This is a genomic window from Photobacterium aquimaris (assembly GCF_002954455.1).
GTDB classification, from domain to species: Bacteria; Pseudomonadota; Gammaproteobacteria; order Enterobacterales; family Vibrionaceae; genus Photobacterium; species Photobacterium aquimaris.
On the sequence record NZ_MSCC01000001.1, the window covers coordinates 1629466 to 1654043 of the forward strand.

15 protein-coding genes are annotated in these 24578 nt (G+C 39.4%); 10 read left to right on the plus strand and 5 right to left on the minus strand.

Annotation, left to right across the window (positions count from 1 at the left end; translation table 11 throughout):
- The first annotated feature begins 64 nt into the window (after nucleotides 1–64).
- From glpA to BTN98_RS07245, 4 genes are all read left to right on the plus strand, one after another.
- Nucleotides 65–1717 carry an anaerobic glycerol-3-phosphate dehydrogenase subunit A gene (gene glpA / locus BTN98_RS07230; RefSeq protein WP_060999648.1) on the plus strand — a complete coding sequence of 551 codons (1653 nt, stop codon included), beginning with the start codon at nucleotides 65–67 and terminating at the stop codon, nucleotides 1715–1717.
- Nucleotides 1717–3060, plus strand: coding sequence for a glycerol-3-phosphate dehydrogenase subunit GlpB (gene glpB, locus BTN98_RS07235; RefSeq protein WP_060999650.1), 1344 nt, complete (start codon nucleotides 1717–1719; stop codon nucleotides 3058–3060). Before glpA ends, glpB begins: the two co-directional genes overlap by 1 nt.
- Complete coding sequence (gene glpC / locus BTN98_RS07240; RefSeq protein ID WP_060999652.1) at nucleotides 3060–4268, plus strand: anaerobic glycerol-3-phosphate dehydrogenase subunit GlpC; 1209 nt, start codon at nucleotides 3060–3062, stop codon at nucleotides 4266–4268. Before glpB ends, glpC begins: the two co-directional genes overlap by 1 nt.
- Before the next feature lie 135 nt (nucleotides 4269–4403).
- A complete protein-coding gene (locus BTN98_RS07245) occupies nucleotides 4404–4820 on the plus strand; it encodes a hypothetical protein (RefSeq protein WP_060999653.1) in 417 nt (138 codons plus the stop codon).
- A 14-nt stretch (nucleotides 4821–4834) separates the two neighbouring features.
- On the opposite strand, the gene BTN98_RS07250 is transcribed toward BTN98_RS07245, so the two are convergent.
- Nucleotides 4835–6031: an MFS transporter gene (locus BTN98_RS07250; protein ID WP_065190126.1), complete on the minus strand. Its 1197-nt coding sequence runs from the start codon at nucleotides 6029–6031 to the stop codon at nucleotides 4835–4837.
- A 158-nt stretch (nucleotides 6032–6189) separates the two neighbouring features.
- Between BTN98_RS07250 and BTN98_RS07255 the strand changes: the two genes are divergently transcribed.
- The 3 genes from BTN98_RS07255 to BTN98_RS07265 all read left to right on the plus strand — a co-directional run bounded on the left by BTN98_RS07255 (nucleotide 6190) and on the right by BTN98_RS07265 (nucleotide 9121).
- The gene (locus BTN98_RS07255) at nucleotides 6190–7065 is read left to right on the plus strand and encodes a LysR family transcriptional regulator (protein WP_060999657.1); all 876 of its coding nucleotides are present in this window, start codon (nucleotides 6190–6192) and stop codon (nucleotides 7063–7065) included.
- Between the two features lie 230 nt (nucleotides 7066–7295).
- Entirely contained in the window at nucleotides 7296–8663 is a 1368-nt protein-coding gene (gene dcuC / locus BTN98_RS07260; protein WP_060999661.1) for an anaerobic C4-dicarboxylate transporter DcuC, read from the plus strand.
- A 125-nt stretch (nucleotides 8664–8788) separates the two neighbouring features.
- Complete coding sequence (locus tag BTN98_RS07265) at nucleotides 8789–9121, plus strand: hypothetical protein (protein WP_060999675.1); 333 nt, start codon at nucleotides 8789–8791, stop codon at nucleotides 9119–9121.
- 6 nt (nucleotides 9122–9127) lie between these two features.
- Here the strand turns inward: BTN98_RS07265 and BTN98_RS07270 are convergent, their stop codons facing one another.
- Nucleotides 9128–9901, minus strand: a complete 774-nt coding sequence (locus BTN98_RS07270) for a ribonuclease H family protein (RefSeq protein WP_060999677.1) — start codon at nucleotides 9899–9901, stop codon at nucleotides 9128–9130.
- Between the two features lie 199 nt (nucleotides 9902–10100).
- On the opposite strand from BTN98_RS07270, the gene BTN98_RS07275 reads away from it, so the two are divergent.
- The 3 genes from BTN98_RS07275 (at nucleotide 10101) to BTN98_RS07285 (ending at nucleotide 15126) form a co-directional block, all read left to right on the plus strand.
- Nucleotides 10101–11342 carry a mechanosensitive ion channel family protein gene (locus tag BTN98_RS07275; protein ID WP_082732196.1) on the plus strand — a complete coding sequence of 414 codons (1242 nt, stop codon included), beginning with the start codon at nucleotides 10101–10103 and terminating at the stop codon, nucleotides 11340–11342.
- Between the two features lie 224 nt (nucleotides 11343–11566).
- Nucleotides 11567–13936, plus strand: a complete 2370-nt coding sequence (locus BTN98_RS07280) for a YgiQ family radical SAM protein (protein ID WP_060999663.1) — start codon at nucleotides 11567–11569, stop codon at nucleotides 13934–13936.
- Nucleotides 13937–14121: 185 nt separating this feature from the next.
- A complete protein-coding gene (locus BTN98_RS07285; RefSeq protein ID WP_060999666.1) occupies nucleotides 14122–15126 on the plus strand; it encodes a phospholipase A in 1005 nt (334 codons plus the stop codon).
- On the opposite strand, the gene BTN98_RS20280 is transcribed toward BTN98_RS07285, so the two are convergent.
- From BTN98_RS20280 to BTN98_RS07295, 3 genes are all read right to left on the minus strand, one after another.
- Entirely contained in the window at nucleotides 15123–15278 is a 156-nt protein-coding gene (locus BTN98_RS20280; RefSeq protein WP_162840644.1) for a hypothetical protein, read from the minus strand. The genes BTN98_RS07285 and BTN98_RS20280 overlap by 4 nt on opposite strands.
- A gap of 135 nt (nucleotides 15279–15413) precedes the next feature.
- Nucleotides 15414–16175: a DUF2884 family protein gene (locus BTN98_RS07290; RefSeq protein ID WP_060999669.1), complete on the minus strand. Its 762-nt coding sequence runs from the start codon at nucleotides 16173–16175 to the stop codon at nucleotides 15414–15416.
- A 66-nt stretch (nucleotides 16176–16241) separates the two neighbouring features.
- Nucleotides 16242–24551: a T1SS-143 repeat domain-containing protein gene (locus BTN98_RS07295; protein ID WP_240616112.1), complete on the minus strand. Its 8310-nt coding sequence runs from the start codon at nucleotides 24549–24551 to the stop codon at nucleotides 16242–16244.
- Between the last annotated feature and the right edge of the window lie 27 nt (nucleotides 24552–24578).

A 24578-nucleotide genomic window follows, 5' to 3' on the forward strand; every position in this document is an offset into this window, starting at 1 on the left:
CCTATTAAAATAGTGGGCGTTTAAAACGCTAATAATATAATCAATAACGATAAGCGAAACGAACATGACGACTTGGTTAGAAACAGAGGTTGTGATCATCGGCGGTGGTGCAACTGGGACAGGGATAATGCGTGATTGTGCCCTGCGCGGTATAAAATGCATTTTAATTGAAAAAGACGATTTAGCCTCTGGAACAACAGGTCGCAATCATGGCTTACTTCACTCTGGTGCCCGCTATGCCGTGACAGATCCAGAATCAGCCAAAGAATGTATTACTGAAAACCGTATTCTTAAAAATATTGCTCGTCATTGTGTGGAAGATACACAAGGATTGTTTATTTCTCTGCCAAGTGATGATCTTCAATTTCAACAGCAATTTATTAGCGCCTGCCAAGGTGCTGATATTGATGTCGAACAATTAACCCCACAACAAGCGTTACGATTAGAGCCGAACTGTAATCCGCATTTAATTGGAGCGGTAAAAGTCCCCGACGGTACCATTGATCCTTTTCGGCTTGCTTCATCAAATGCACTTGATGCTATCGAACATGGCGCACAATTGTTTAATCACACTTTTGTTACTGACCTTATTCAACAAAATGGCATTGTTAAAGGAGTTAAGTGTTTAAACCTTAAAACCAATACTCATTTTGAAATTAGAGCTCAACAGGTAATTAATGCGGCAGGGATCTGGGGCCAGAAAATCTGCCAGTACGGTGATCTTAATATCACTATGTTCCCTGCCAAAGGATCATTATTGATCTTAGATTATCGTATTAATAACTTAGTGATCAACCGCTGTCGCAAGCCCTCTGATGCTGATATTTTAGTTCCCGGAGATACTATTTCATTGATTGGAACAACTTCAGAACGCATTGATTATAAAGATATTGATGACCTTCATGTCACGAGTAAAGAAATTGATATTTTATTAAAGGAAGGTGCCAAACTTGCTCCGATCATGGCCAATACTCGAGTATTACGTGCTTATGCAGGCGTACGTCCATTAGTGGCTGTCGATGGTGATACTAGCGGCCGTAATATTAGCCGCGGGATCGTGCTATTAGATCACGCTGAACGCGATAGCATGGATGGTTTTATTACTATCACTGGCGGTAAGTTAATGACCTATCGCATGATGGCTGAATGGACCACCGACTTGGTTGCCATAAAACTCGGGAATACCACCCCTTGTACCACTCACCAACGACCATTACCGGGCTCCGAACAACCTAAAGCCATTAAGCACACAGCCAGTTTAGCCAAACCAGTTTATCAATCTGCTTATTACCGCCACGGTGAGCGCGCGCAACAATTTTTAACCGATGATAAGAAAAGCCAAGCCATTATTTGTGAATGTGAAATGGTAACTTGTGGTGAAGTTGAATATGCCATCAAGCAACTTGATGTGCATAACTTAGTTGATTTACGCCGTCGTACTCGCGTTGGTATGGGACCTTGCCAAGGGGAATTATGTTCTTATCGAGCAGCTGGACTATTTGCTGAATATGGCAACACTGATGGCAACCATGCAAGCCATATTTTGAGTGATTTTCTTGAAGAACGCTGGAAAGGCATTAAACCTGTTTTTTGGGGAGATGCTTTACGCGAAGGCGAGTTTTCTTATTGGATTTATGAAGGTCTATTTGGTGTCAGTGATATTCCACCAGCAACAACATCTACCAATACTAACCAGCCACAAGACGAGGAAAAATAATGAATTTTGATAATATAATTATTGGTGGTGGTGTTGCAGGCTTAACTTGTGCGATCCGTTGTGCTCAAGCTGGACTTAAAACAGCCGTTATTGCTGCAGGTCAAAGTGCACTCCATTTTTCGTCAGGATCAATTGATGTGTTAAGCCGTTTACCTAATGGCACTGCAATCCAATATCCTTTTAATGAATTTGACACCTTAACTACTCAATCACCACAGCATCCTTACAGTAAATTAGGGCTTGATATTACTCGTCAAGCGATTGATTGGTATCAACAGACAATAGCAAATATTGGCATTGAACTGCATCATCAAGCTGATGATTGTAACCATTTGCGCATTACTCCAATGGGAACATTTAAAGCGACATGGTTATCACAATCAACAGTACACCCTTTTCCGATGTTTGAACCCGCACAAGCATTACATAGACTCGCATTAGTAACGATTGATGGTTTCCGTGATTTTCAGCCCCAATTAGCAGCCGATAACTTACGTCTACTACCCCACTTTGCTAACGTAGAAATTACCACTGCAGCTGTTGCATTACCTGATGTAGAACTCATGCAGCGTAATCCGTGTGAATACCGCTCGATTGATATTTCTCGTGTCTTAGCCGATGAAAATAAACTACAACGTTTTGCGTTAGCCATGAAAAATACCATTGGCGAGGCAGATCTGGTGGTTCTTCCAGCTGTCTTTGGTAACGGTACTGGCATTAAGATCATCAAAAAAATTGAACAGTTAACCGGTTACACACTGTGTGAAATTCCAACCATGCCGCCATCGCTACTTGGCATTCGTTTAGAAGATGCGATGAAAAGCTATTATAAATCGTTAGGTGGGTTGATTCTTGCAGGTGATGAAGTGACTCATGGTGAATTTGAGAATAACCAATTACAACGTATTTTCACTCGCCACCATGGTGACATGCCACTAGTTGCCAATCATTACTTACTCGCTAGTGGTAGTTTCTTTAGCCGTGGTTTACATGCAGAACGCCATCATATTGAAGAAGCCATTTTTGGATTAGATATCGCACCATTAGCATCAACCAACCACCAGCATTGGTATCAATCACAATTTTTCAGCAATCAACCGCATCAATTTCTAGGCATGGGCGTTGAAACTAATCAGCAACTACAACCAAGCCTTAACGGTAATACCATTACCAATCTCTATTGTGCAGGGGCTATTTTGGCGCATTACAACCCTGTCTTTGAAGGCTGTGGCAGCGGTGTTGCTATTAGTAGCGGTTTTCATGCGGCACAATCAATGATCGCCTTACAGAACAACCATCAATCAAGCGCTATTTTTCCATCATTAGCAGAGGGCAATATCTAATGCTCAAGCAAGATACCAGTTTTGACCAATGCATTAAATGCACCGTATGTACCGTTTATTGCCCTGTTGCTAAAGCCAATCCTAATTACCCTGGCCCTAAACAATGTGGTCCTGATGGCGAGCGATTACGGATTAAAAGCGCGGAATTTTATGATGATATGCTCAAGCTATGCACCAACTGCAAACGATGTGAAACCGCGTGTCCTTCTGGCGTTAAAATTGGTGACATGATTGCTGTTGCGCGCAGTAAACATGCTAAACACGATCTAAATATTAAAACTATTCGTGATTTTGTCCTTAGCCATACCGATTTAATGGGATCTGTCGCGACCCCTTTCGCACCAATCGTCAATGCGATTACCAGCATGAAACCGGTTAAAAAAGTTATGCATAAAACCATTGGGGTTCATGACCATAAAAGTTTACCTAAATATTCCCATGGTACTTTTCGCCAATGGTATAAAAAACACTGCCATAACCAAACTCACTATCCACAACAAGTACATTATTTTCACGGCTGTTATGTAAATTATAATCACCCACAATTAGGTAAAGATTTCATCAAGGTCATGAATGCAATGAACATTGGTGTGCAATTACTAAAAAAAGAAAAGTGTTGTGGTGTACCACTGATTGCTAATGGTTTCTTTGATAAAGCCAAGAAAAACGCATTGCTCAATACTCAAAGTTTTGCAGCGGTTGTTGAAAAATATAATTCTACCATTGTTTCAACCTCTTCAACTTGTGCGTTTACCTTACGAGAGGAATATCCACATGTTTTAAAAGTTGATAATGCTAACGTTGCCGATCGAATTGAGTATGTGACCCGTTTTCTACTTAAAGCATTTATGAATGGCAATACCCCTAAGCTAAAACCTATTAATAAGAAAGTGGTCTACCATACTCCGTGCCACCTAGAGCGCACTGGAGGGAGTTTATATACCATTGAATTACTGAAAATGATTCCAGGTTTAGAACTTGAGGTATTAGATAGCCAATGTTGCGGCTTAGCAGGAACTTATGGTTTTAAAACTGAAAATTATGATACTTCAATAAAAATTGGCCAGGACTTATTTCAAAAAATACGCCATGCCAATGCTGATTATGCAATAACTGATTGTGAAACCTGTAAATGGCAAATTGAGGAAAACACTGATTTAACAACAATTCATCCAGTTAGTTTACTGGCTATGGCATTAGCTGACTAAACACACCTTTACCAATCGGCTCTTTTTGATAATACTAATCAAGTACGCAGTGTTCCCCCCGATTAAATACTGCGTACTTTTAACTCGCTCAATGGTTAGCGAGATAGGTTTATCTAACGATTGAGTCAACATATTATGTTATTTCTAAAACCACTAGGGCTATTGTTTACTGCACTGATATTAAGCAGCTGTTCTTTTATGGCTATCGCTGCTGATAGCAATGAAGCGGTTCATTTTAAAACCGGAACTAGCAGTGAGCAGTATGTCGCGACAACAGCCAACTATGATGTTAATAATTATGTTTTTTATGCTAAAAAAGATCAGCATTTAAAAGTAACCCTCGACACCAAAAGTACTAAATTATGGGTTATTCTTCTCGATTCAAAACTTGAACGGATTGCTGATTTAACTCCATATTCTGCTGATATTAATGACAATGGCGAATATGTATTACCTTACAATGGCAAATACACTATTCGCATTGGTCAATATCGCGCCTTTGCTCGCCGCGGTGAGAGCAGCCATTACACATTAACTATCGCGATCGATTAGCCACGCTTATTGCCTCATTGGGGTTGTAAAATAGGTTGTTGCTTGGCTTTCATTAAGTACCCACATAATATAAACATTAGTGAGTACAATACTGTACCGCCAGTAACAACCATACTCCAACCACCATGCTGCCAGCAGTAAATCAACAAAAATCCCCCTAAACTACCACCAACATAATAATGAACTAAATAGAGCGCAGTAGCCGTTGCTTTAGCGACTTTGGCATGATGACTTACCCAAGCATAAGCTAATGAATGAGTAAAAAATGCGCCTGAGCTCAATAACAGTAAGCTGATTAAAATAGTAATACGTGATTCAACTAATCCTAACCACATTCCCACCAAACTTAAAATCCCTCCTAAAATCATCCCTGATATTGGATTGAACTTACTTGCCCAACGACCACTTAAACGTGATGTGATGGTGCCACTTAAATAGCAAACAAAAATTAATGATGCCCAACTTAATGGCAAATTAAATGGTGCAGCTACTAATCTAAATCCAGTCACTGAGTAAAGATTAATAAATAAAGCAAAATTTATTCCACCAATTAACATTGCTAGCCATAATATTGGTTGTTTAAGATGTGCGATTAACTGTCGACCATGTACGTACAGTTGATGGTTATGACGAACAAAATGTTGCTGTGGCGGTAATAATTTAATTACTACAATAGCCCCAATTAAACTCATAACCGCCATTCCAAATACCGCCCAATGCCAGCCAAGTTGCTCACCAAAAATACCGCCATATAATCGTCCTGCAATGCCTCCTAATGAATTAGCACTAATATAGCTACCAACCGCTAACATTAATGCTGTAGGACTAAACTCTTCAGCCATATAAGCCACGGCAACAGCAACATAGCCTGCAACTGAAACCCCCATCACCGCGCGTACTAAAGTTAGGCTCAATAAATTTTGAGTGAAAACCATCACGATCCCCACAATGGGCATCAATAATAAGCTGATCACCATGATCAATCGTCGTCCGACTATCTCAGAAGCAATAGCCCACGGAATTAAACATACTGCCAGCATTAATGTTGTTGCCGCTAATACCCAGTTAATTTGAGTCGCGGACACAGCAAATTCTTTCGCCATCAACGGCAGCATTGGCTGAAATAAATATAAATTACAAAAAACGATAAATGACCCTAATGCCAGTGCAAAACTGGTTTTCTTATAGGCTAATGTGTTTATCTCGATCATGATCTCACCTTTAAACGATCTATGCCTATCCCAGGATGTCATTAGGGTAGAAATATCTATTTTCAAAAACTAAACATAACGTGACAAGACGATAACAATAGCTACATAATAATGAAAATATATAATTAATATCACAGTGATAAACAAAGATTATAGCCATGGACACGCGTTTACTTATTTACTTCACTCAATTAGCACAAACAAAAAATTTTACTCGTGCCGCAGAGCAACTTCATATTGCACAGCCAGCACTTAGCGTAGCAATCAAAAAACTTGAACAGCAATTAGATCTGACATTATTTTATCGTAATGAACGCAAAGTTAGCCTCACTCAAGAAGGTGAAGTGTTGCTTATACATGCTAAACAAATATTACAAAAAATCGACGATGCAACCTTAGCGATGAAAGAGTTACGCGGATTAGAAAAAGGCGAAGTACGACTTGGAGTGCCAAGTATGCTGGGATCCTATTTTTTTCCTCAAATACTGATGGGCTTTAAAAGCCACTACCCCAATTTAAAATTAACAATTGTTGAAGCAGGTACCCAGTCAATTCGACAAATGCTCGTTGAGGGGGAATTAGATCTTGGTGTTATTATTAATCATAACGTACCGAGTAGTTTACAAATAGAGCATCTATTACGTTCACAGATGGTCGCAGTAGTGAGTGAACAACATGAGTTTGCGACCCAAAAAAGCATCACTTTTGACGATTTTTTTGGGCAAGAATTGGTAGCATTTAAACCTGGGTATTTTCATCGTGAAATTTTAGATCATATTTGCGAACAACATCATCTAACTGCAAATATTTCATTTGAAACTAATTTATTACCCATGATTTTACAAATTATTCGCCATGACTTTGCTATCACATCCTTACTTGAATTAGTCACTGACCATGAATCGAACGTTATTCCTATTCCCTTTGCTGAACCTATTCATTTAGATCTTGCAATGGCATGGCGCAAACAAGGTTACCTCTCACTTGCCGACAGAACATTTATTGAATACGTCAAACAGCAATGCCAACAATAATGATACGCAAGGCAATTTTAACACTTACGAAACATAACAATATCAATAATTAACATCATAAAAATCAAATTATTAACATTATCAATAAAAGCATGCCAGAGATCATAACTTAGACTGTTAACAGTCGTTCATAAGCTGTTTTTTAGCTACATTAATCGCATCTTTTATGAAAAAAATGCCGTAAAACATCATAAATGCATATTTAATTTGATTTTAGGAGAGAGTTTTCCATGACGGAATTATTAATTGGTTTGGTGATTACCATTGCCGTTGGTTATTACATAGTAAAAGGATATAACGCAGCCGGTGTTTTATTAACCGCTGGCGTTTCATTATTAATTATTGCAGGGATATTAGGTCATTCTGTTTTACCTGCAAAAGTAGCATCTACAGGTAACCTGCTAACTGATTCACTTGAGTATGTGAAATACATGCTTCAAAACCGTGGTGGTGGCCTAGGTTTACAAATCATGCTTTTGTGTGGTTTTGCCTCTTATATGACATACATCGGTGCAAATAATGTTGTTGTAAAACAGTTTTCAAAGCCTCTTTCTTTTATTAAATCACCTTATGCATTATTAGTTGCAGCCTATATTGTGGCATGTTTAATGTCACTTGCAGTTAGCTCTGCAACCGGCCTTGGGGTGCTATTAATGGCAACCCTATTCCCAATGATGACAGCAATGGGTATTTCTCGCCCAGCAGCGGCTGCGGTATGTGCATCACCTGCTGCTATTATTTTATCGCCAACATCAGGTGACGTTGTTGTTGCAGCTGAAAAATCAGGTTTACCGTTACACGTCTTTGCCGTTGAAACGGTACTACCTGTTTCTATCTGCGCCATTATCGTTATGGCTGTAGCAGCGTTTTTCTGGAATAAATACCTTGATAAGAGAGACAATACGCCAATGGAACGTGTTGATATTTCAGAAATGGAGGTCAATGCACCTGGTTATTACTCTATCTTACCTTTCATGCCAATTATCGGCGTATTCTTATTTAACGGTGAAACCATTCCAGGTTTAAAACTGGATATTTACACAATTGTAATCGTTTCAATTGCACTTGGTGCTTTAGTTGATTTCTTGACTAACCGTTTAGATGGTAAGACGACATTAAGCAATCTAGAGTCTTGCTATGCTGGTATGGGTGACGCATTTAAAGGCGTAGTAATGCTATTAGTTGCTGCGGGTGTGTTTGCGCAAGGACTGATGACAGTTGGTACGATTGATAACCTGATTGCGCTAGCAGATAAAGCTGGCGCAGGTGGTTTCGCATTGATGCTACTACTAACAGCACTAACAGTTGCTGCCGCTATTGCAACAGGCTCTGGTAACGCACCGTTCTATGCTTTCGTAGAACTTGCACCTCAGCTAGCGGGTAAATTAGGTTTAAGCCCTGCTTTCCTAATTATTCCAATGTTACAAGCATCAAACTTAGGTCGTACTATTTCACCTGTTTCTGGGGTTATCGTCGCAACATCTGGTATGGCGAAAATCAGCCCGTTTGATGTTGTTAAACGTACATTCGTGCCTGTTATCTGTGGTTTAGCGACTGTTATTGTGGGTACATTTGTCTTAGTACCGATGTACGCTTAATCACTATATAGAACATTAACGACTGAAAAATACCAAGCCCATTGAGAAAATAGCCTCAGTGGGCTTTTTTTATATTGTTATTCACGGCACAATTCCATTATCAATCAAAACCACATGATGATGTTATGAACAAACAACAAGCCCTTATTCAAATCTTGACCTTTGGTCCTCAACGGGACGCGGCGTTTTCAGTATTTGTAAATGCAGAAAACTCCCCCAATGATCCCCCTTTTGAGGTCAGCCACCAGCATTTAATCATGGTATTAGAAAAATACCTTGCTGATGAAATTGATGCTGATGATATCGAGCAATGGGCAAATTTAATTGATTTCAGAGCTGATATTGATGGTAGTGCTATTGAAGGCTATTTATATGCATTAGCCAATCCAGAAATGATGGGCAGTGGCGAAAATAAAGCGAACATTTTACGTATGCTCGCTGTACTAAGCCAAAGCTAACAGAGCTTAACCCGCACGAAGAGCAAGTAACGCAGCCAAATCATAAGGCGGTTGGTATAAGCAAAAGTCGACTGTTTTCGTATCGACCGCTAAAATTGACATACGATCAGCCAATTCATTACCTTCAATACCAACATGACCATTTACATGGTGGATCACAAGCTGTGATTTTAGTGCTTGGTAACGGGCAAACATTTGTTGAATTAAAGCTAGATTTTTAATCTCTCCGCCGGCTTTTTTCCAGCCATTTTTTTGCCATGTTATCGCCCATTGGGTAATACATTGAATTGAATATTTCGAATCACAAAAAATAGCGACAGTGGACTCTTGTGCCAACGCTTGTTCGGCTAAGATCAATGCTTGATTAAGTGCATTTAACTCAGCGGTATTATTGGTACCCATTGGTTCATACAAGCCATACCATAACTCACAGAGCTGATTGTTTCGGTATAATGCTAACCCTGATCCCGCTTTACCCGGATTTGGATCACAACCGCCATCAGTAAATATTTTAATTTCTGCAGTTAATGCATGAACTTGTTCGCTGGTTAATGATCCTTTACTGGTTGTTGTACGCTTTACAGTGGTTTTATTACTTCCCACTGCTGTAGATCTTACTGCTTGAGGTTGTTTACCAAAAGCGGCGGTTGCTTCTGCTTGAGTTGGAAATGATTTATAGCGTGCACCTGCAAATTTATCTACTTGCTGCTTACAACTTGCCCAATCATCATAAATGCCGGGCTCACGACCTTGCCATACCACATAATACTTTTTGGCCACCATCATCTCCATACTATTTATAGAACATACATACTTGGTATTCTAAGATTCTATCACTAATGCAGCTTTATGATTATGCTAAGATAAACGCCACCACTAAAATATACTCGTATCATTGTTAATACTGTTATTAAATAATGATATTAAGCAATCATCATGCAACATTTATTTATTCACCGTGTGAGTATGGAGTTCAGTTTTGAGCCATAAAATACGCTTAGACATTGCTAATGGCATGTCACAGCTGGGGATCAATGTTCAACCACAAGATAATATATCAACCGCCATCTTTATGGTGCTTTGCTGTGCCCTTGCATTCTTATCTTATGTCTTTGTGCGTTGGGGCTTACTTACATTATTACGCTCAGCCATAAAACGTTCCCAAGCAACATGGGGACACGTTATGGTGCGCCATAAAGTCTTTGAAAAATTATCACTGACTATTCCAGCAATGGTACTCAATCTTGTTATACCGCTAGTATTAGATAAACATGCCATTCTCAGTAGCTTTATTGATCGTACGCTTAGCTTGTGGCTGATTATCGTTCTAGTCAGAAGCTCATATGCATTTCTTGATGCAACCAACGATATGGCAGATATTAATCAGATCAGCCGTAACCTACCGGTCAAAAGTTTTGTTCAATTATCAAAATTAATCCTCTTTTTTATTGGCTTTATTATTGCTATTTCAGTGTTAGCTAACCGTTCACCTATTTATTTCTTAAGCGGTTTAGGTGTTGCTACGGGTTTAGTGTTATTGGTTTTCCGCGATACTATTTTAGGTTTTGTGGCTGGTATTCAGCTGTCAGCTAACCAAATGGTAAAAGTGGGTGATTGGATCCAAATGGATAAATATGGCGCTAACGGTAGTATTGATGAAGTCTCTTTAACAACTGTTAAAGTAAAAAACTGGGACAATACTGTGACCAATATCCCAGCCTATGCTCTGGTACAAGACTCATTTATTAACTGGCGTCAAATGCAGGAATCTGGAGGGAGACGCATCAAACGTTCAGTGCTAATAGATATTGAAACGATTAAATTTATAGATGAACAACAACAACAAAAATTAGCTCAGCTCCCTTATGTGGCAGATTTTATAACGAAAAGAAACACTGAAATAGCCAGCGGTGATGCGCATGCATTACAGCTTACCAATATTACGGTATTTCGTGCTTACCTAGAGGCTTACTTAAAGCAAAACAAGAAAATTCGTCAAGATATGACCTTTTTGGTGCGTGAATTAGAGCCAACAGCACAAGGTCTACCCGTGCAAATTTATGTGTTTGTTAATGATACTCGATGGGCTTTTTATGAAGCAGTTCAATCTGATATTTTTGACCATGTATTAGCGATTTTGCCCCAATTTGATCTTGCTGTATATCAAAGCCCTGATGGATCGGATGTAAGAAGCTTACAGTCAGGCATCACCTCTTCTTAACGGCTTAATTATCGGCGTATTGAGTGGTAAGTTATTCATCCTCAATGCACCGTTTATTACATAATAAATTATATTTTCGCGCCTTCAGTCACACAATAAACCACTATCATTAAGAGTCAGAACACGATTTATTAAAAACTTTGTTTAACATCAAGATTTATAATCACTAGCCAGCCTTTTTATGAGCCGCTATAATTCCCGCCTCAAAATATAGAGGTCAAAACATGCACACTAAAGTAACTCCTATTGATAGCTATCCTAAGTATTGGGCTGAATGCTATGGCACAGCTCCATTCTTGCCAACATCTAGAAAAGAGATGGACGCTCTTGGCTGGGACAGCTGTGACATTATCATTGTTACTGGTGATGCCTATGTTGACCATCCAAGTTTTGGTATGGCTGTTATTGGTCGTTTACTTGAGTCTCAAGGTTTTCGCGTGGGTATTATTGCGCAGCCTAAATGGGACAATAAAGACGATTTTATGGCATTGGGTAAACCGAATCTTTATTTTGGTATTACATCCGGCAATATGGATTCAATGATCAACCGCTATACCGCGGATCGTAAGTTGCGTAAAGACGATGCTTACACTCCAAACAATGAAGGTGGCAAACGTCCTGATCGTGCCGTATTGGTGTATTCACAACGCTGCCGTGAAGCCTATAAAGAAGCACCTATCGTGCTGGGTGGTATTGAAGCAAGTTTACGTCGCCTTGCACACTATGATTACTGGTCTGACAAAGTTCGTCGCTCAGTATTAATGGATGCGAAGGCTGATATTCTGTTATTTGGTAACGCTGAACGTGCATTGGTTGAAGTCTCACACCGTATCGCAAATGGCGAAGATATCAAGTCATTAACTGATATTGCAGGCACTGCAGTAATGATCAAAGACATTCCTGAGCGTTATCAGGAAATTGATTCATCACGTATTGAAAAGCCTGGTCGTCCAATGGTGATGCAAAACCCTTATGCAACCGAAGAAACTTGTGCATCTAATAAAGAAGAAAAAGAAAAGCAGCCACAGGTAATTCACGTTCGTCCATCGCGCCACGACGCAGAAAATACGGTTGTCCGTCTGCCATCTTATGAAAAGCTAGCCAATGACCGTATTTTATATGCTCACGCAAGCCGTGTCATGCATTTAGAAACCAACCCTTATTCTGGACGCGCATTAATTCAAAAACATGCTGATCGTGAATTATGGATCAACCGTGCACCAATTCCATTATCAACTGAAGAGATGGATTTTGTATTTGGATTACCGTTTGCTCGCGTACCTCACCCAAGTTACGGCAAAGCAAAAATTCCAGCTTATGACATGATCAAAACCTCGGTTAACATCATGCGTGGTTGTTTTGGTGGTTGTTCATTCTGTTCAATTACCGAGCACGAAGGTCGTATTATTCAAAACCGTTCTCAAGAATCTATTCTTAATGAACTAGAAGACATTCGCGATAAAGTTCCTGGTTTTACTGGTACTATTTCTGATTTAGGTGGCCCGACAGCGAACATGTATCGTCTTGGCTGTTCTGACACACGTGCAGAAGCTAACTGTCGTCGCCCATCATGTATCTTCCCTAAAATTTGTGAGAAGCTAAATACCGATCATAAACATCTAATTGATTTATATCGTAATGCTCGTAATGTTAAGGGGATCAAGAAGATCATGATTGCCTCTGGTGTGCGCTATGATTTAGCTGTCGAATCGCCAGAATACGTGCGTGAACTTGTTACTCATCATGTTGGTGGTTATTTAAAGATCGCACCGGAACATACAGAAAAAGGCACACTTGATCTGATGATGAAGCCGGGCATGGGTACCTATGACCGCTTTAAATCAATGTTTGAACAATACAGTCAAGAAGCAGGCAAAAAACAATACCTGATTCCATACTTTATTTCAGCGCATCCAGGCTCAACTGATGATGACATGTTGAACCTTGCATTGTGGCTTAAACAAAATGATTACCAGTGCGATCAGGTACAAAACTTCTACCCATCACCAATGTGTAATGCTACGGCAATGTACCACTCTGAAACTAACCCATTAAAGAAAGTGAAGTACAAAGGTCGTGAGGATTTATTTGTTGCTAAAGGTGAACGTCAACGTCGACTGCATAAAGCACTCTTACGTTACCATGATCCACTAAACTGGCCTCTTATTCGTGATGCACTAACGACAATGGGTAAGAAGTACCTTATTGGTAATCGCCCTAATTGTTTAGTACCAGAAGCTGGTAGTGAAGCAGAAATGACACCAGCAGAACGCCGTGGTTCAGGTCGTCATGGTTCTAAGCGCTTTGCAACTAAGAACCCAAATCAGCCAGATATTCGTACCGATGGTAAACGCCCTCAAGGTAATCGAAATGGTAAACCTGTAGGTAATGGTAAACCGCAACCAAACGGCTCACGTAGTAACAATACAGCAAAAACAGGCACTAGCAGTAACCGTGGTGGTAATAATAACACCAGTACCAATGGTAACCGTAATGGAAAGCCTGCCCAACCAAATAGTCGCCCGACTAACCGTAATGGTAAAACAGGGGGTCGCCCAAATGGCAAACCAACACGTAGTCGCAGTGGCGCATAGCTAATACAGCACTCAAAAACTGCACGTTAAACAATAATCGCCGTCTATCTTTAGACGGCGTTTTTGTTTTACAAATATTTGACTTAATATTAATAAATATAGTGACTAATTAGGTACACTAATGACAATATAACAACGGATTAATAACCTGTTTATTGTTTAACTTTTAGGGATAATTGTTCATTGTGAGATGTATCTATACTGCTTGCCTTACTTCTTCATTATTTATTGCGAGTACTGCGGCTGCAAGCACGACTCAAGAATATGATGCTTGCCTACTAAATGCAGCAAAAAACCAAAGTGGCAACTTGACACTCAATGACATCCGTTTACATTGTACAAACAACATTTCAGCAGTAGCTACACCAGAAGAAGCCCTACCAACGCTTGTTTCTCAACGCTTACAAAATGAACGTAAAACAGCATTTAACCGCTTCGTTATTACTCCCCATCGCATGAATTATTTTCTACCGATCGTCATGACAGACAGCATTAATGATGCCGCTTATAAAGATAGTCCATGGGCTGGTAAGATGAAAAATGCTGAGGCGGAGTTTCAAATTAGTTTTAAAACGCCATTAAATTATGGTGATTTATTGATTGATGATGATGGCTTATTTGTCGCTTTCACCTTAGAGTCATATTGGCAAGTGTATGCCGCTGATCTTTCGCGTCCGTTTAGAGAAACCAATTATCGTCCTGAAATATTTTATCTTGCCCCCACACCATGGGCCCCCTTTGGCACTAAAACTTGGATGACACTGGGTATTGAACACCAATCAAATGGTCGCACTCAGGGCTTATCGAGAAGCTGGAACCGTGTCTATACAGATCTGATCATTGAGAAAGGCAATTTAGCACTATCACTACGCCCGTGGTGGCGAATACCTGAAGATAAAAAACAAACACCATCTTCTGCGACTGGCGATGACAATCCAGATATCATCGATTATATGGGGCATTATGAGATGAATGCAGTTTATAAATGGCAAGATTACGAATTTAGTTTTACTGGCCGCCAAAACTTTGCAACTCACAAAGGCTACGGTGAATTGGGATTGACCTTCCCGCTATGGGGTAAATTACGAGGTTATACAAAATACTCAACAGGTTATGGTGAAAATCTCATTGATTACAACCATAAACAACAACGACTCGGTATTGGCATTGCCCTAACTGATTTACTTTAACGAAAGAGTTCAAATCCAATAAAGATGATTGCCGCAGAGCCTAATACTGCAACAAGGCCTGTGACAATCTGATTTTGTTGTGACTTTGATAAATAGCGAATCACCCAATATGCAAAGCCTAATAGACCAAAAATAATTAAAATCTTTAACATATAGCGCTCCATTGACTTAGCGAACAAATTTACAAGCAGTAACATTCACCAACGTTAAGCATGACACTGATGTCTTATCTATCAAGTGTAGGCGTAAATACCAATAAAAATAGCACCCTTAAGTGCTATTTTTGATTATCTTGCATTAGCATTACTCTTAAACATTGGTATATCTTGCAACTGTGGAATAATTTGTTGTAGTTGCTGCTCTTGTTTAGCTAAGCCTTCAATTGAGCCACATAAATCATTCGCTTTTACTTTCATCTCACCACTATGCTGAGCCACAGTATCAGTGATCTGCGTCTTTAACTTCGAAAATTTAGTCTGCATTTGACTAAAATCGAGATCGCCATGTTTCATTTCATCACCAAGTGCCGTTAATACACTTGATATTGATTCAACAGTAACTTGCTGGATCGCATTTTCAAATTCTGTTTTCCAGGTGGTATCCATACTACTAAACACATCAGCAGGCATCACAAAATCACCTTGCGCATTATAAAATTTATGTTGCGCCTGCTCACTTAATTGTTTCACCAATGTCTGTACTTTAGCAAATGCAGTTTGTGAGTTAAAACTACTTGATACATCTTTCAATACTGCTAATGCTAGGTCTGTGCCTTGTTGAGCTAACGCTGCCATCTGTGGCAAATAGGTCTGCATATTATCGCTGTAAGCTGTTAATGCTTGCTGTTGCATCGTATTAAGATCAACCTGCTTACCATTAATAAACAAATTATTATTATCATCTATTAATAACTTTGGCTTTCCTGCTTCATAAACAGACACGTTTCCTTTATCAATATGAATTGGATTAGGTACGTTAACAGGACAACTTTGCGCATATACTGCACCTGAACTTAATAGCAGCAAACCACCAATTAGCCCTTTTTTCATCACTCTTTCTCTTTGTTTTATCAAAAAAGCAGCTATTCAAAGCTGCTTTTTTAGTTTAATTAATCGTTAATGATTATTATCAACTTGAAACACATTATGATTGAACAAGGATGACACAATATCAGCAGAAGATGCACTATCTACTAAGCCTAAATCATGTTGTGGGTTGAAATTTTCTAACACAATATGCTGTGACTGCCCTTGAGTACTATTCACTTCAAGATTAAGATTGCCGTTATCATCAACATCAGCACTCACATGTTTCAATAAAACATCCATATCAACAATACTATTATTATCATCAGTCAATAAGTCATAAAGGTTAATTTGATCTTTATCTAACTCAAAATCAGTAATGGTATCCGTATTTTCCACCGCCGAAAGCGATGTTTCATGCCATATGAACACATCATCACCACTACCACCGGTTAAAATATCATTACCCTGACCAGCAGCAAGAATATCGTTGCCACCGAAACCACACAAAGACTCGCCTTGGTTATCAGCAGTCAAGATATTATCTTGTTGATTACCAAAATTATCACTTAACTCAAGATTACCACTATTAAGTAATGCATCCAATTTATCAGCATTTGTCATACTAGCAGCGTTATCACCAAAGAGATCATTATAACTAACACCATCTAATATGATGTTTTGCACAACTTGATGTTGATCATCAAAAATCTGAATTTCAGTATTGCCTTGTTGTTCTACGATATTCAAACGATTATTCAAATCTTCAACAGATTGAATATCCTGACTATTAAGCGCATCACCAAGATTAATGGTATCAATACCCACTTCAAAATCCATAATAGTGTCTGTCACTGGCGCATTAGCAGTACCAAAATCAGCTTCAGACCATAAGAAAGTATCTTTAACACCATCGCCATGGCCATCAAGATCACCTCCCCACAGAATATCATCACCTCGACCGCCAACTAAAATATCAGATGCTAAACCACCTACGAGAATATCATTGCCGTCACCGCCAAACAGGGTTGCTTCAGCAGTACTATCAATCACTAAATTCGCTTGATTCGACGCACTATTCTGACCAATGATATTATTGGTTACACTAAGATCATCAACCACGACATCAATATTAACCGCTGGTGATATTGCTTGAGAACCATCAGATTCAGTCGATACTGCAACAACGCTGATTGTGTGTGTACCTTGAGTAAGATCTTTAATATAAACATCATTCAGATCTTGCGCAGTAATTTGCCACTCACCATTACCTAAGTCGGTACCAATAACATTGCCAGCTTTATCAACAACCTGAGCTGAGCCTAAATCACTAAGTTTAACAGTCAGTGTTTCAGAAGCATCAGCTGACGCTGCAGCAATTAAGCCAATCAAAGGCAACATTGTCCCTAATGAGCTTTGAATCGCAGCGGTTTGAATATGATCCGAACTTAAACTTAAGGATGGCATATCCGCTTTTGGTGTGACGGTAATATTGACTTTATTGGTCGTCGATAGACTGCCACCTGAGCCGGTATTACCACCATCATTGGTTGTAATGGTCAATTCATCAATGCCACTGAAATTTTCAGCTGCAGTATAGCTCACACCACTATCAAGTACCGCGTTGATATCTGCCATTGAACCTTTCAGAACCACATTACCGCTACCATCATCAGTAACTTCAACACCACTATTTGTCGGTAATGTAATCGATAGTGAGCCATGATTAACCGCTAATGTCACCGACATCGCTTCATTATTGGCAAGCTCATTAAAGTCAGCATCGGTAACTTTTATACCTTCCACAACTGTTGCAGTATCTTCACTCGCAGTAATCGTGGTAGGTACATCATTGACCGGTGCATCATTGACCGCATCGACAGTGATATCAACCGTACTCACATCGGTTAACGCACCACCGCTACCGACATTACCGTTATCAGAAGTGGTCATGGTTAACTGATCGCTACCGTTATAGTTTTGATCGCCACTGTATTCAATCCCCGCATCAAGCAAGGTATTAATTTTATCGATATCACCGCTTATCACTAACTTACCGTCACCATTATCAGTGATCGTTAGCCCTTGAGTATCGGTTGCAATAACCGCCAGTTGTCCATGTTCAACACTTAGCTCAACTGTCATTTGTCCCGATGTACCACCTTCTTTGGCATCAACATCTGCAATGCTCAATCCAGTAATAATATGGCTACTGTCTTCATTAACATCAAATGCTGCTGGTACTGTATTTACAGGTGCATCATTAACCGGTGTTACTGTGATATCAACCGTACTCACATCGGTTAACACGCCACCGCTACCGACATTACCGTTATCTGATGTAGTCATGGTTAGCTGATCACTACCATTAAAGTTTTCATCACCAGTGTATTTAATACCCGCATCAAGCAAGGTATTAATCTTATCGATATCACCGCTTATCACTAACTTACCATCACCATTATCAGTAATAGTTAAACCTGATGTATCGACACCCGCAGCAATAGCAAGTTGGCCGTGTTCAACACTAAGCTCAACTGTCATTTGCCCCGAAGTACCGCTTTCTTTAGCGTCAACATCTGCAATGCTCAAGCCTGTAATAACATGGCTACTATCTTCATTAACATCAAATGCTGCTGGTACAGTATTTACAGGCGCATCGTTAACTGGCTTAACTGTAATATTAATACTATCAGTATCGGTTAATGGACCGCCGGCACCTGAATTACCATTATCATTAGTGGTCATAGTCAGGCTATCAGTACCGTTAAAATCTTTATCACCGGTATAGTTAATTCCATGATCTAAAAGTTGATTAATCAAGTTTAAATCACCATTGATAATCAACTTACCATCACCATTATCAGTGATGGTTAAGCCCGATGTATCGACACCCGAGGCAATAGCAAGCTGACCGTGCTCAACACTTAGAGTGACAGTCATATCCATTACTGCATCATGATCATTGCTATCAACATCGGTAATTTGCAAACCATTAATCACTAGTGTAGCGTCTTCATCAACCGTTAATGGATCTGAAGGTAAATGGTTTACTGGTGCATCATTATCAGGAATAACATCAACATGGATAGTCTTATCAACTGCAACACTGTCGGTACCAACAACACCATTATCAACCGCACGAATATCGAGATTCAAATCACCATTCCAAATACTGCCGTCAATAACCGTTTGATTGTTAGCATCACCCGGATGGAAAATTAATGTATCCAGTTCAGAACCTGTCACTTTAATTATCCATGAACCATCAGCTTGCTTTTCAACACTGCCATCAACCCCATCTGGCAAGGTAAACGAACTTGAATCAGGAACATTAGTAATGATTATTTGTAATGATTCAGCTCCATTTTCATGTATATTTGTATTTGGGTTCTTAACGCTATTTTCGTCATCATAAGCTTTAATGCCTAAATCAAGCGTAATAGGACTATTTTCATCACCGGTAACATTAGGTGTAATATCAGTATCTACTTTATCGGCAATCGGCTGTACATCGATAGTGATAGTTTCACGATTCTCTGCTGGTTTATCCAGTGAGTCTTCTTTTGAATAAACCACAATATTAATATCAACTGTACCGCTGAAATCATGGGGTGGACGCACTTTAATATCACTTAAATCAAAGCTTTCACCAGATGCAGCAATTGTCCATACACCACCGCCATTATTAACAGCACCTTCAATGATAAAACCATCTGGCACATTTTCTAATTTCATCGAAACAATATGCTCAGAGCCATCGACATCTTCTAAAGAACCACTGATTCCTGCCAATGGAATAGCAGTATCTTCATCACCAACAATCGGTGCATCAATACCTTGCCATTTGATTTCATCATTCACAGCAATTACATCAAAACTAACCGTACTATCAAAAGATTTCGTGTCAGTGACTGTCGCCCCGCTAGTTTGATCATAAATAACAGTATCCACCACTGTCGTACTGACATTAATATCGACCTTACCGCTGAAATCAAGTGCAGGTCTAAAGTGAATATTATCAAGCTGACTTTGATCAACCGTAATTGATGTTCCTAGCACATTGCCATTAATATCAATAAATACGCCATTGGTAGTATCAGCTAATATTAGGGTTACTGACTGTATCGTTTCTTTACCATCAGTCTCTGATGTATCGGTATCTTTTAAACTCATAGAAAGATCGAGTTTAATATCACCATCTTCATAAGCAATATTGTCGTATACCTGCTCTTGCTTATCATCAGAAGTCGAGATCGGCTGCTTATCGGCGTTTAAGCCATCAGTTTCTACAACCGTGATTTCGACATTTTTAGGACCATCAACTTGTGGTGCAACTTGCACAGCAATGGTGTCATTTTTGATTATGTAATCCCCACTATCGGTATCTGTGGTGACATATGTAACATCAAATTTAAAATCTCCGGCGTAGTCAGCAGGGAGGTTTAATGTGATGCCAGACAGATCAACCGTACCATTAATAGCGTCAACAGGTACTTTTAATACATACTCACCAGTAACGTGGTCAAAATCAGCCCCAGAAATTGTTGCACCTTGAGGTAAATTATCGGCTTTGATTACTAAGGTAAAATCATCGTGAACTTGATCATCGTTAGCTGTATTGATGGTAAGGATATTATTCATTATTTGCTGACCAAGAGTAACACTATGATCTTCAGTACCCGTTACGATATAACTATCATCGACAATGATATCGGCAGCTTTTTCAGTATGATCTTCAGTATTAGCGCTAAAATCGAGAGTGATCGTATCTTGTTTGTTAACTTTATCACTCACATCACCGTCTTCGCTCATATCTTGAACAAGCGCATTGATATTAAGGGTTAACTGACCATTAAACCCTTCTGGCGCAATTATCTTTAAGTCATCTAGTGATGATTGCGGCACCGTCCAGCTACCATTACCGTTATTAATGCCACCAATAATTACAAAGCCGATAGGAATTGGATGCTCTTCCGAACCAAGTACCACTTGCTGAATCACTTCCGAGCTTGAAGTATCATCATTCTGCCAAATAATTTGGCCGTCAGATCCTGCATTATGAGACAGATCAATTACACCGTCAGTACCAGAAACAATTGTGCTTATAACGGTGCCATTATTATCAACCACTAAGTGACCGTTAGCTTCAACAACGGCTTTAATATCTACAACTAATGTACCTGTGATATCTTTGGTTACCGTTTCTTTATTACCATCAACATCTGTTTGCGACACCGTTACCGTTGAAGTTAAGGTAATATCTTGATCTGAATTTTGTGGTGCAGTAACCGTTAATTTGCCACCGTTTAATAAAGTGTTTAACTGCTGAGAAGTCAACCCAACTTTACCATTAGTGTCTGTATTCAGTTCTACACCATCAATAAATAACCGATAATCTGCAGGTAATCCGCTCAACGCTAAACCAGTAATGTGTTCTTGTGGATCAGTCAGCGATGGCTGCCAATTAATGATGGTTTCAATAATTTGCTTGCCATCTTCATTATTATCCTCAAAACCAGTTGATGTCGTGGTGTAATTATCCGCATCAATGACTGGCGTAACATGAATAATAAGTTCGCCATTAAACGCCATACTCGCACCATCGTTTTCAGTCACAACAACGCGTACATCTAATGTAATATCTTCCACGCTATTTTCTGGTGGAACAATAACTACATCATTTAATGTCCCTAAATTAACTTGGTAAATTGGTTGACCATTTGCATCGTCACCGGCATAAACTAATGTCTGCAAATTACCATTCTGATCGTAAAGTTTGGCTCCATCTGGAATACCTGAAATTACAGCACTTAATGTTTCTGAACCATCGGTTGCACCCCCAATAGTGTGTTCTCCCGATACCACCTTAAAGTCAAAGTGTGCTTCACCATCTTCTTTTATCGTGGTTTGTAAACCAATTTTACCGTCAGCTAATGGTGTCCAATTTGAATTTTCAGATTCAATTTTAGGAACATCAACCACACCCGTTAACGTAATATCAATCGACTGAGGACCGATGTTTTTTTCACTGGTCTCAGTCGTCACTTGACCGTTCGCATCTGTCACTTGTGCGACATCACGAACAACACCATTAACCGTAATACTAAAATCGACATTACTGTCTAACGGCGGTTGCATTGATAGACCGCTTAGTTCTTGGTATGAAATCTCATATACGCCATCGGCATTTGGCGTCAGTAGCTGATCATTAAGATACAGTACAGCACCATCAGGCAATGCCGAAATTTGTAGATATAAAGCCTCAGAACCATCGGTATTATCATCCAATGATGTCAAAGTAATATGGCTTGATAAATCAATCCGTTGATCTTCATTTGCTTCAACACGCGTGACTTTCAATACCGCATCATCAGCCACAGGACCGACATTAATAATCACTGTTTTAATTTCAGAGTCAGCGGTTTGATGACCAGTAACAAAGTTACTATTTTCTTTACTTTGCGCTTGAATCGTTAACTCAATATCGCCACTAAAATTATCTACCGGATTAACCTCAACGGACGCCATCTGGTTTGCTGTTACCTTATACACACCAGAGCTTGGTGACGTTTCAACCAATAACTGGCCGCCAATTTCTAAAGTACATTTATCCTTATAATCATCAGGTACAGTAATGAAATAGAATAACGATTCAGAACCATCGGTATCTTGTAAATCAGCGACAACATTAAGTAACACGTTATCCTGATCTTCGGAGATGACATAGTGATCAACAGAACTTGCATTCCAGATTGGTGTGTCTGCAATACCTTGAACATTAATAGAGAACTCACCATTCATAACCGGATGATTGCCACCGTCAGTAGTATTTAGTTGTGCAGTTACGTCAAATTTTATTCCAGCAGCAGAAGTAGAATAATCAGCATCAGGAACAAAAGTCACACCTTGTAAAATAAATTTCACATCCGGTGGATTAGTATTATCAACAGTAAACGCGTTCGGTGGTAAAGTAACACTGCCATCACTATTAACTGTGAGTGGTTGGCCGTTATACATAAACACACCATGTGCTTGTGTTTGCGGTTGAATAGTTACCGCACCAACATGTTCACCACGGTCGTTATCACCACCATCAATGATCATATTAATAGCAATACCATTACGGCTTGGATCAACATTATCGTTTGGATCGGTAGAGTGACGACCATCGTCTTCTTCACCGATACTATTTTCAACTTGTAATATGGCGTCTTTATCGGAAATATCTAAAGTTATTGTGCCAGTTGCAGTATCACCATCACCATCGGTTACTTCAAAACCAATTTGTTTAATTAGCTCTTCTTGGGTTTGAGAGATGTTATCCTTGGCTATAAAGTAAGTATCACCATTAGGCTTGATCATCAGCTCACCTAATACTTGCGTACCATCTTTCACTTCATAGAATCGATATTCACCGGATTGTTCTAAGCTAGACAACGCAATATGTTGACCATCAACAATCAAGGCTGTCACTTCAGCACCGTCAGCACCTGTTGCTATAATCACATTTTCTTGCGTACTTGAGCTATCTTCGACTGTCGCTAATGTCACATCGTGAACCGATGGAATATCATCTTTAATCGTGACATTAACATTAACACTTCCACTCACATCACCATCGTTATCGATCGCATATACTGGAATATCAATGGTTAATTGATCTTCACCTTGAGTTGGATGATCTATCGTGCCATGCAATTGGAAGATATAACGTCCAGTTGGTAGTAAGTAATAAGTAAATACAACATTACCGTTAGCAATACCTTGGTAAGTACCTTCACTTGATTGCGATAAGGTTATCTTATGGCCATGCGAAGTTATGTCGTTTTGTTGATTAAACGAGTCAACGTCTACTTTGTAATTAGTGACATAATCACTGCCTGAGTTAACAACAATATCGCCGATAGCTGATTCACCATTACCCGATGGAGTCGAACCTGAGGCTAAATCACTTTCCTCAACAGTTAATGCTGGTGCGGCAATAATTACAGGGCCAGCACCATCTTCAATGGTAATTTGAGTATTAACATCATTAGTAAGAAGATCACCATCTGTATCTTTAACTTGTACTGGAACATCGATAACAATCTTATCGCCATCAACATTTACCCACCCACCATTATCACTACCATTATGGTCAAGTGGCGAATGTTGTGTAATAGACACTTTAATATCAGCATCATGTCCATTTGCAGCTTGTGTCGCAGTCACGGTTACTGTAACAACAACATTCCCGTCAGTAGTACCCGTTAATACACCTGTATTATGATCATAATTAAAACTGATCTTTTCGCCATTAGATGTTAATTCTGATTGTAATTCATCAATCAATGCCGTGAGTTTAGTATTATCAATGGTCGCAGTGCTTGGATTAAGGCGGTCGACTCCTGCTTTCACTGCAATATCAACATCACCTGAAACCGG